The 7,233-nt window shown below is 57.4% G+C and carries 9 protein-coding genes and 1 pseudogene; 5 read left to right on the top strand and 5 right to left on the bottom strand.

All coding sequences use genetic code 11. From position 1 onward, the window contains the following. Positions 1–326 precede the first annotated feature (326 nt). Positions 327–851 carry a LysR substrate-binding domain-containing protein gene (locus tag A7P95_RS12000; RefSeq protein ID WP_218916348.1) on the bottom strand — a complete coding sequence of 175 codons (525 nt, stop codon included), beginning with the start codon at positions 849–851 and terminating at the stop codon, positions 327–329. A gap of 9 nt (positions 852–860) precedes the next feature. Further along, entirely contained in the window at positions 861–1,214 is a 354-nt protein-coding gene (locus A7P95_RS11995; RefSeq protein ID WP_218916347.1) for a LysR family transcriptional regulator, read from the bottom strand. A gap of 142 nt (positions 1,215–1,356) precedes the next feature. On the opposite strand from A7P95_RS11995, the gene A7P95_RS02605 reads away from it, so the two are divergent. Next, complete coding sequence (locus tag A7P95_RS02605) at positions 1,357–1,938, top strand: NAD(P)H-binding protein (protein WP_067590700.1); 582 nt, start codon at positions 1,357–1,359, stop codon at positions 1,936–1,938. A gap of 57 nt (positions 1,939–1,995) precedes the next feature. On the opposite strand, the gene A7P95_RS02600 is transcribed toward A7P95_RS02605, so the two are convergent. After that, positions 1,996–2,370, bottom strand: a complete 375-nt coding sequence (locus tag A7P95_RS02600) for a hemerythrin domain-containing protein (RefSeq protein ID WP_067590697.1) — start codon at positions 2,368–2,370, stop codon at positions 1,996–1,998. A 124-nt stretch (positions 2,371–2,494) separates the two neighbouring features. Between A7P95_RS02600 and hemC the strand changes: the two are divergent. Continuing rightward, positions 2,495–3,362: pseudogene (gene hemC, locus A7P95_RS02595) on the top strand (hydroxymethylbilane synthase). A gap of 157 nt (positions 3,363–3,519) precedes the next feature. On the opposite strand, the gene A7P95_RS02590 reads toward hemC, so the two are convergent. Then, positions 3,520–3,894 (bottom strand): DUF4431 domain-containing protein, encoded by a 375-nt coding sequence (locus A7P95_RS02590; RefSeq protein ID WP_067590694.1) that lies wholly within the window; start codon positions 3,892–3,894, stop codon positions 3,520–3,522. Between the two features lie 228 nt (positions 3,895–4,122). Beyond that, on the bottom strand, positions 4,123–5,250 hold the full coding sequence (locus tag A7P95_RS02585) for a polyamine ABC transporter substrate-binding protein (RefSeq protein WP_067590690.1): 1,128 nt from the start codon (positions 5,248–5,250) through the stop codon (positions 4,123–4,125). Between the two features lie 341 nt (positions 5,251–5,591). Between A7P95_RS02585 and A7P95_RS02580 the strand changes: the two genes are divergently transcribed. The 3 genes from A7P95_RS02580 to A7P95_RS02570 are packed head-to-tail and all read left to right on the top strand — an operon-like array spanning position 5,592 to position 7,232. Then, positions 5,592–6,323: a metal ABC transporter ATP-binding protein gene (locus tag A7P95_RS02580; RefSeq protein WP_067590688.1), complete on the top strand. Its 732-nt coding sequence runs from the start codon at positions 5,592–5,594 to the stop codon at positions 6,321–6,323. Positions 6,324–6,353: 30 nt separating this feature from the next. Next, entirely contained in the window at positions 6,354–6,698 is a 345-nt protein-coding gene (locus tag A7P95_RS02575; protein WP_067590686.1) for a hypothetical protein, read from the top strand. A 54-nt stretch (positions 6,699–6,752) separates the two neighbouring features. Next, positions 6,753–7,232: a hypothetical protein gene (locus A7P95_RS02570; protein ID WP_156503473.1), complete on the top strand. Its 480-nt coding sequence runs from the start codon at positions 6,753–6,755 to the stop codon at positions 7,230–7,232. The last annotated feature ends 1 nt before the right edge of the window (position 7,233 follow it).

Below are 7,233 nucleotides of genomic sequence, written 5' to 3'. Positions count from 1 at the left end.
TTGAAACATCAATCCCATGCAATGCCCCAACCTGCAGAATTTGCACCTTCGGAATGCGGGCATCGCGCGCGCGAGGCAGGGGAAAAGTTTTGACTTGTGCAAAATGGGGGTATATTTGGGGGTATATCAACATAACATTAAAATAAAATATATTATAAACAATGAATTAAATCATTAATTCAAGTCTCATTGTCACCATCAAGCAAAAACAGCCCGATTTTTCGGGCTGTTTTATTTTGCATTATGGCTACCCGATTTTAGTTTCGCAGAAACTCCGCTGCGCTAAGTTTTCAGGTAGCCTTTCTATTCTTTCCCCACCCTTCTCCTTATTCTTTCAAACACTTTACCAAAGCCCCGAAGAGCGGCGAATCTGCCCGCCGGTCGGAATAGTAGAGATGGTAGCCCGTGTAGCTCATGCGCCAGTCGGCCAGGATTTCGGTGAGGCTGCCGTCGGCGAGTTCTTTTGCCACCATGTCTTTAGGCGTCCACGCGATGCCGATGCCTGCTTGGGCGGCGGAAACCAACACGGGCGAGGCGTTGGCGGTGAAGCGGCCTTGCGGGCGGATTTTGGCGGTTTTGCCGGTAATCGGGTCGAGGAATTCCCAAGCAAGCGTGCCGCCGGAAGACAAAGACAGGCTGATGCATTGGTGTTCAGTCAGCTCAAACGGCGTTTTGGGCGTGCCATATATTTTCAGGTAGCCCGGGGCGGCAACGGCGCACATCTGCATATCGGGCGACACGCGCACGGCAATCATGTCTTTTTGCACATCATCGCCCAAGCGGATGCCCGCGTCGAAGCGTTCGGCCACGATGTCGGAAAAGCGGGTTTCGCCAACCAGCTCCAAAGACACCAGCGGATATTACTGCATAAATCGCATGAATTTGTCGCGCAGGACGACGTTGAACACGTGCTCCGTGCCGTTAATCCGCAATCTGCCGCGCACTTCGCCGTCGGTTTCGCCCAAATCGTTCATCGCGCTGTCGATGCCGTCAAACAGCGGCAGCAGTTTTTGAAACAGCCGCTCGCCCGCTTCGGTGGTGGAAACGCTGCGGGTGGTACGCTGGAGCAGCTTGACTTTCAAACGGCTTTCCATGCCGCGTATGGTGTGGCTCAAGGCCGATTGCGACACGCCCACTTGTTGCGCGGCTTTGGTAAAGCTGCCCGCCTGCGCCACGGTAACAAAGGCGCGCAGGTCGTTGAGGTTTTCTTTCATTTGATTGCTCCGAATACTGATTGCTCCGAATACCGGTTTCATGAAATCCGCTCATAAGCCTAATCAAAAATCACCGGCTAATCAAGCACACAGGCGCCGCCTATAATGCACTTATCCCAACCAACCCAGGAGCCACAACACCATGCAGCATGTTTTAATCCTCGGCGCAAACGGCGGTTTGGCGCGCAGCGTGATCCCCGTGCTTTTAGACGAAACCGATGCCGAGCTCACCCTGTTTTTGCGCCATGCAAAGCGCCTGCAACACATGGCGGGCGGCCGCGTGCAAATCGTTGAAGGCGACGTGATGGACACCGGCACGCTAACCGCCGCCATGCAGGGCAAAACGCTGGTTTACGCCAATCTTTCAGGTAGCCTCCAAGAGATGGCGCGAAACACCGTGCGCGCCATGCACGCGGCGGGCGTGAAGCGGCTGGTGTGGATTAGCTCGATGGGAATTTACGGCGAAACGGGCGAAAGCCACGGCGCGATTTGGGAGCCCTACCGTCAAAGCGCGGCCGTGATCGAAGCTTCGGATTTGGACTACACCCTTATCCGCCACGCCTGGTTTACCTGTGCCAAAGAAATCAACTACCGCCTGACGCTAAAAGGCGAACCGTTCCAAGGCAGCCAGGTTTCCAAGTGCAGCATCGCCGACTTTATCGCCAAATTGGTGCGCGAGCCTGGGCTTTATGTGCGCGAAAGCGTGGGGATTGCCAAGATGTGAGCTTTAGGGGCTACCTGAAAAATCAAGCCGCGAACAAAATGCCCGCGGCTTGGTTTTTCAGGTAGCCTCTTCTTCCGGCAACACCTCCTGCAAAGCCTGAAACAGCTCCCGCTCTTCAAATCGCGCATGGCCGCGCAGGGTTTCGGCAAAGTTTTTCAGCCAATCCGGATTGTCCAGCTCGGGCGCGGCCAGCATTTGGCGCAGCAGCGCGTGATCGCTTTCAAAGCGCTGCCGCATGGCCGTTTGCGCCAGCTTGCCCCACCACGGTGCAAACAGCCGTTCTTCTTCGGCAAAGTGCGCCAGCAGGTCGGCTTGGTGGCCGAGGAAATCGGCGCGGTGGTCGGCGGCGGGGTCGCGCAGGATGCGGGCGCACATGGCCAGCGAATGATGATGGTCTTGCGACAGCGGAATCAGCAGCGGGTGGCGTTTCATGGCATGCGGCCTTTCAGGTAGCCTTTCAATGGTGGAAACATTATAGCCAGCGCCAAGCAAATCCGAAACCGCCGCCCGTTTCGTGATAGACTGCCCGCCATTTGCAACCTCCGTTTTCCCCAGAATGACTCCGAACCGACTCGTTATCGCCAGCCGCGAAAGCGCCCTGGCCATGTGGCAGGCCGAACATATCCAATCCCGCCTGCGCACCCTCTACCCCGGCTGCGAGGTATCCATCCTCGGCATCACCACCCAGGGCGATCGCATCCTCGATAAAACCCTCTCCAAAATCGGCGGCAAAGGCCTGTTTGTGAAAGAGCTCGAACAAGCCCTGGCCGACGGCCGCGCCGACCTCGCCGTGCACTCCATCAAAGACGTGCCCATGGCCTTGCCCGAAGGCTTTGCCCTGGCCGCCATCTGCGAGCGCGAAAGCCCCTTCGACGCCTTCGTGTCCAACAACTACCAACGGCTGGAAGACCTGCCCGACGGCGCCATTGTCGGCACCTCCAGCCTGCGCCGCGAAGCCCAGCTGCGCGCCCGCTTTCCCCGGCTTCAGGTCGCCCCCCCTGCGCGGCAACGTGCAAACCCGCCTCGCCAAGCTCGACCACGGCGACTACGCCGCCATCATCCTGGCCGAAGCCGGCCAAGGCGCGCTCGGCATCGAAATCGCCGCCCACCGCCGCGAGCTCATGCCCCTGCTCGCCCCGCTCAACCAAGCCCAAACCGCCGCCTGCGTCACCGCCGAACGCGCCCTCGCCCGCGCGCTCGGCGGCAGCTGCCAAGTGCCGCTGGCCGCCTACTGCACCGACCAAGCCGGCCTGCTCACCCTGCACGGCCTCGTTGGCCACCCCGACGGCTCCGTTATCCTGCGCGCCCAAGCCCAAGCCCCGAGCGAATACGCCGACACCCTCGGCCGCGCCGTGGCCAAAAAGCTCGCCGACGATGGCGCGCAAGAACTCATCGCCGCCGTACTGGCCGGGCAGGCTACCTGAAAACCGCCCACATCAAATGCAGACGGCTTTCCCCTAAGCTCAAAAATTTTCAGGTAGCCTCAAATAAAGGCTACCTGAAAATAAAGCGCAGTTTCTGTGAAGCTAAAATCAAACCATTCAATCTGTACACATTCAAGCTTCTTCATTATCTCCTATCCTACGGCCTATCCGGCGCAGAAATCCGAGCCACACTACACAATACCGGTGTTTGATGGTGCGCAGTATGTGAATGGAACAGCGTTTCACACTGTACCCGCGCCATTCTGCCTTTGAACTGCCGATACTGCCGGAAATGCTCGGGAGATGACATAGCCAACTGCATTATCCTCACGCCTGTTTCCGGCGTGTCTATACCATCATCATCCCCGGGTTTCGGCACAACAGTTATCGGCTTATCCAACACAATAGCCATCCAGCCCCCGCGCATCGTCTGTAATTTCCCAGTAAATGCTACCCATTCTCCATACTTGTACTCATAAGCCAAGGCAGGCAGGGATACACACAAGAACAACAAAGCAAGCAACCTCTTCATTCTCCATCTCCTTAACACAATCAAACACTCTGCCATCATACTCCAAGCTAACGAAAAAGGCAGCCAGCGATGTTCTTTCTCCCTACCTATGTCTCAGTAAACTGCTAAACACCTCCATCACGTCCTCATTAACCTATTGTTCACCCCCTATCCGCACTAACGCCGCACACAAAAAGGCTACCTGAAAACTATTTTTCAGGTAGCCTTTAGCGCAATCGGACAAACGCTTTATTTAATCGCCATCAGCCTTTGGTAAAGCTGGGTCATCAGGCGGCTGGTGTGCGCGTCTTTGGGCAGGATGACGTAGCTGTTGGCCATGGCTTCTTCGCTGGGGAAGATGGATTGGTCGTTGCGGTATTTCTCGGGCATCAGCTCACGCGCGGGCTGGCTGGCGGGAGCGTAGGTGACGAAGCTGCCGTTGGCGGCGGCCACTTTGGGGTCTAGGGTGTGGTTAATATATTTGAGGGCGTTGGCGGGGTGGTGCGCGTCTTTGGGGATCATCAGGGAATCAATCCACACGGCCAGCCCGGTTTTGGGCACGAGCACTTGGATGTCGATGCCGTTGCCGGCTTCGATGGCGCGGTTGCGGGCGATGTTGAGGTCGCCGCCGTAGCCGATGGCCACGCAAAGGTTGCCGGCGGCCAGGTCGTTGATGTAGGTGGCGCCGGTGAAGAGGCGGATGTCTTTGCGCACAGCGCGCATGAGGTCGGTGGCTGCTTGCAGGTCTTCGGGCTGGGTGCTGTTGGGGTCTTTGCCTAAGTAGCTGAGTGCCAATGGGTATTGCTCGAGCGGGCTGTCGAAATAGGAAATGCCGCAAGATTTGAGCTTGGCGGTGTATTGCGGGTTGAACACCAAATCCCAGGGGTTTTCGGGCAGAGGGGCGCCGCCCAGGGCTTTCTGCACCATTTGGATGTTGATGGCGAGGGTGTTGATGCCCCAGAAATAGGGCACGGCGTATTTGTTGCCGGGATCCACCTGCTCCATCAGCTTGAGCAGGTGCGGGTCGAGGTTGCCGTAGTTGGGGATTTGGCTTTTGTCGATGGGCTGGTAGGCGCCGGCCTGTATCTGGCGGCCGACGTTGGCAATGGAGGGCACCACCAAATCGTAGCCGCTGCTGCCGCTGAGCATTTTGGCTTCGAGGGTTTCGTTGTTGTCGTAATAGGCGGAGCGCACGGTGATGCCGGTTTGCTTGGTGAACTCGGTGAGCGTGGCGGGATCGACATAATCCGCCCAGTTGTAGAGATTGAGCACCTTGGCGCTGTCGGCGGCAGGCGCCGAGGCGTTGTTGTTTTCCTGTGCGCCGCCGCAGCCGGCCAGCAATCCGGCACACAGCGAAACCAGAAGCAGTTTTTTCATCGTTATTCCTTCCTTGGGGGCGGAGCGCGGTTTCCGCCAAATCAAATTTTGCCTATTAAACTTGGAAAGCTCTGCCTAGGCAAGTATTTTCTTTATCCGAACAGCAGATTGGCACTTCATGGCGCGGCATCCGCCCTTTGGCGGCAGGGTATATCCGGATTTTCAGGTAGCCTTGGCTATGGATAAAGCACATGTTATAGAGTATCATGCCGCCCGTTACAACATAACACGGCCACCGCTATGCACTCCTGGTTACTCGACAGCCTCCCCCGCCGCCTGCTTTTGGCGGCCGCACTCATCGCCCTGATGCTGGGCGTATTCGCCTGGACGGGCGCCGCGCTATGAGCATCGTGTTCGACAACCTCACCGTGAGCTACCGCCGCCACCCCGCCGTGCACCACATTTGCGGTGAATTCGCACCCGGCAGCATGTGGGCGGTGTTCGGCCCCAACGGCGCGGGCAAATCCACCCTGCTCAAAGCCATCATGGGCCTGCTGAAAACCAGCACTGGCGCCGTGCACTGGCAAGGCCTCGAGCGCCGCGACATCGCCTATTTGCCGCAGCAGTCCGACATCGACCGTAGCCAGCCTATTTCCGTGTATGAGCTGGCCGCCATGGGCTTGTGGTATGAAATCGGCTTTTTCGGCGGCGTCAAGCCCGCCCAGCGCGAACGGGTGCACGCCGCGCTCGAACGCGTGGGCATGGCCGACTTCGCCCGCCGCGGCATCGGGCAGCTTTCCAACGGCCAGTTCCAACGCGTGCTGCTCGCCCGCATGCTGGTGCAAAACGCCAAATTCCTGCTGCTCGACGAGCCCTTCAACGCCGTGGACGCGCGCACCACCTACGAGCTGCTCGACGTATTGCGCCAATGCCACCAAGACGAAGGCCGCGCCGTGATTGCCGTGCTGCACGATTATGAGCAGGTGCGCGCCTATTTCCCCCACACCTTCCTGATTGCGCGCGAAAAAATCGCCAGCGGCGCCACCGCAGACGTGCTCACCGAAGGCTACCTGAAACAGGCCGCCCACGCCATGCACCGCCATGCCGACAGCCGCGAATGGTGCGAAGCCTAGGTTTTCAGGTAGCCTATTTTCAGGTAGCCCATGTTTGCCGCCCGAGTGATTTTTTTCCAAAACCGCAGCGAAGATTTCCCCGCTGGAGCTTTTCCGCAGCGCATCCGCAGCCGGCCGCACTTTCCCGCCGCAGGCTACCGCCCACACTTCGCGCCCAAAGGCAGCCGCCAAATGTTCGGCATCGTGTTTGCCGAGTTTGAGCACAGCCGGCTAGGCAAACCGCTGCAAGCCGGGCTGGATTATCTCTACCCCGGCCGCGTGGATTATTCCGCCCTGCGCCCCGGCACAGAATTTTGGATTATGGAAGGCGGCACCGCCGTGGGCGAAGGCGTAATCACTGCCAATGACAGCCCGCCCGCCAAACAGGCTACCTGAAAACCGAATCGAACATCATGCCGCATATTCAAGGGCAGCCCCAACCAACAGAAAATGATGACATCAGCAGAATTAGTAAACCATTATCGAACCAAGCTAAACAGCTTACCCGAAGCCGCATTGATTGCAGACATCCCCGATGGCGCGCGCGATATTCCTCATCCATTGAAACAGCTGCTGATTCAAGAGCACCAAAATTTCCTGGCAATATGCAATGGCGGCTCGTTTGGGGATATTGTGCTTTGGAGCACGGCAGAGATTTTGGATAGGCAATACCGCGTTGAAGAACGCCTTAAAGGGGCGGTGTATGAAATCGGCCAGGTTTTGTATGCGCCGATATTTGCCGACATCCGTTCCGGGCAGATCAATTTTGAAGTAGATAAGCCGATAAGCTGCCCATTCAACGAATTTATCGCCCACTATATTTTTGGAGGGAAATATCCGGATATTTTCTCCAATGCAGCGGAAGATGATATGTGGTTTGCGTTTTTAACTAACAATCAACCCAAGCCGCCAGCATTAAAGGCTACCTGAA

The sequence above is a fragment of the Eikenella longinqua genome, from assembly GCF_001648355.1.
Lineage (GTDB): Bacteria > Pseudomonadota > Gammaproteobacteria > Burkholderiales > Neisseriaceae > Eikenella > Eikenella longinqua.
The sequence above is the reverse complement of the archived record's forward strand: the minus strand, read 5'-3'. Positions and strand labels throughout refer to the sequence as shown.

Excerpts from the sequence above, each read along its gene's own strand:
- A7P95_RS11995 (WP_218916347.1), bottom strand. The coding sequence starts at position 1,214 with ATGAAAGAAAACCTCAACGACCTGCGCGCCTTTGTTACCGTGGCGCAG.
- A7P95_RS02605 (WP_067590700.1), top strand. The coding sequence starts at position 1,357 with ATGCAGCATGTTTTAATCCTCGGCGCAAACGGCGGTTTGGCGCGCAGC.
- A7P95_RS02600 (WP_067590697.1), bottom strand. The coding sequence starts at position 2,370 with ATGAAACGCCACCCGCTGCTGATTCCGCTGTCGCAAGACCATCATCAT.
- A7P95_RS02590 (WP_067590694.1), bottom strand. The coding sequence starts at position 3,894 with ATGAAGAGGTTGCTTGCTTTGTTGTTCTTGTGTGTATCCCTGCCTGCC.
- A7P95_RS02585 (WP_067590690.1), bottom strand. The coding sequence starts at position 5,250 with ATGAAAAAACTGCTTCTGGTTTCGCTGTGTGCCGGATTGCTGGCCGGC.
- A7P95_RS02580 (WP_067590688.1), top strand. The coding sequence starts at position 5,592 with ATGAGCATCGTGTTCGACAACCTCACCGTGAGCTACCGCCGCCACCCC.
- A7P95_RS02575 (WP_067590686.1), top strand. The coding sequence starts at position 6,354 with ATGTTTGCCGCCCGAGTGATTTTTTTCCAAAACCGCAGCGAAGATTTC.
- A7P95_RS02570 (WP_156503473.1), top strand. The coding sequence starts at position 6,753 with ATGATGACATCAGCAGAATTAGTAAACCATTATCGAACCAAGCTAAAC.